Genomic DNA, 989 nt, shown 5'->3' with positions numbered 1-989 from the left:
GCGCCGCCGGCGCCCGCGATGATGGCCTTCAGGCCGCGGGCCTCGGCCTGCTCGGCATAGCGGAACATCTCGTCGGGCATGCGATGGGCCGAAACCACCCTCGCCTCGAACGGCACGCCGAACTCGGTGAGAATGTCGGCGGCGTGTTTCATGGTCTCCCAGTCACTGCTGGAGCCCATGACCACGCCGATGACGGGGGCGATGTCGGGAGTGGTGGCGCTGCTCACGGGTCGGTCCTCGATCTGTCAAATCGTGAAACCTTGAATTGTAGGCGGCAGCCTCAGGTGCCGTTCTTGCCGCCTGGCGAGCGTCGCCGGCCTGTCCCGTCCTCCCCCACCATGACCGACATCACCCTCCAGAACTTCGAAGCCGACCTCTTGCAGGCCTCCATGCAGCAGCCGGTGCTGCTGGACATCTGGGCGCCGTGGTGCGGTCCGTGCCGCACGCTGGGTCCGATGCTGGAGAAACTGGAGGTCGCCTACGCCGGCCGATGGAAGCTGGCCAAGCTCAACAGCGACGACCAGCCCGAGATCGCGACGCAGCTGAGCCAGGCCTTCGGCGTGCGCTCGATCCCGTTCTGCGTGATGTTCGTCGGCGGCCAGCCGGTGGACGGTTTCGTCGGCGCGATCCCCGAGGCGCAGATCCGCGAGTTCCTGGACCGCCACGTCCCCACCGGCGAAGCGCTCGAGGCCGAGGAGGACCTGGCCGAGGCGCAGGCGCTGCTGGAGGAAGGCGATGCCGACGGCGCGCTGCAGAAGCTGCAGGCGGCGGTGCAGGCCGATCCCTCGAACGAGGTGGCGCGTTTCGACCTGATCCGCGCGCTGCTCGAGGACGACCAGCTGGCCCACGCCAAGGCCGCCTTCGCGCCGGTGGCGCACCTGGCCGCGGACACGATCACCCCGCATGCGCGCTTCCAGGCGCTGGCCGCCTGGATCGCGGCGGCGGAACGCGCCGAGCAGGGCCTGGACCCGGCGGCGCTGCAGTCGGCC

General features: G+C 70.0%; 2 protein-coding genes. One reads left to right on the top strand and one right to left on the bottom strand.

What is annotated here, in order from left to right:
* A partial coding sequence (locus FUT87_RS19230) for an AIR carboxylase family protein (protein WP_147242067.1) occupies positions 1 to 179 on the bottom strand: 179 nt, incomplete at its 3' end.
* A gap of 159 nt (positions 180 to 338) precedes the next feature.
* On the opposite strand from FUT87_RS19230, the gene FUT87_RS19225 reads away from it, so the two are divergent.
* Positions 339 to 989: thioredoxin domain-containing protein (locus FUT87_RS19225; RefSeq protein WP_147242066.1), on the top strand; the 651-nt coding region annotated here is incomplete at its 3' end.

It is taken from the genome of Mitsuaria sp. TWR114 (assembly GCF_007997345.1).
This window is presented reverse-complemented; position numbering and strand designations above follow the sequence as displayed.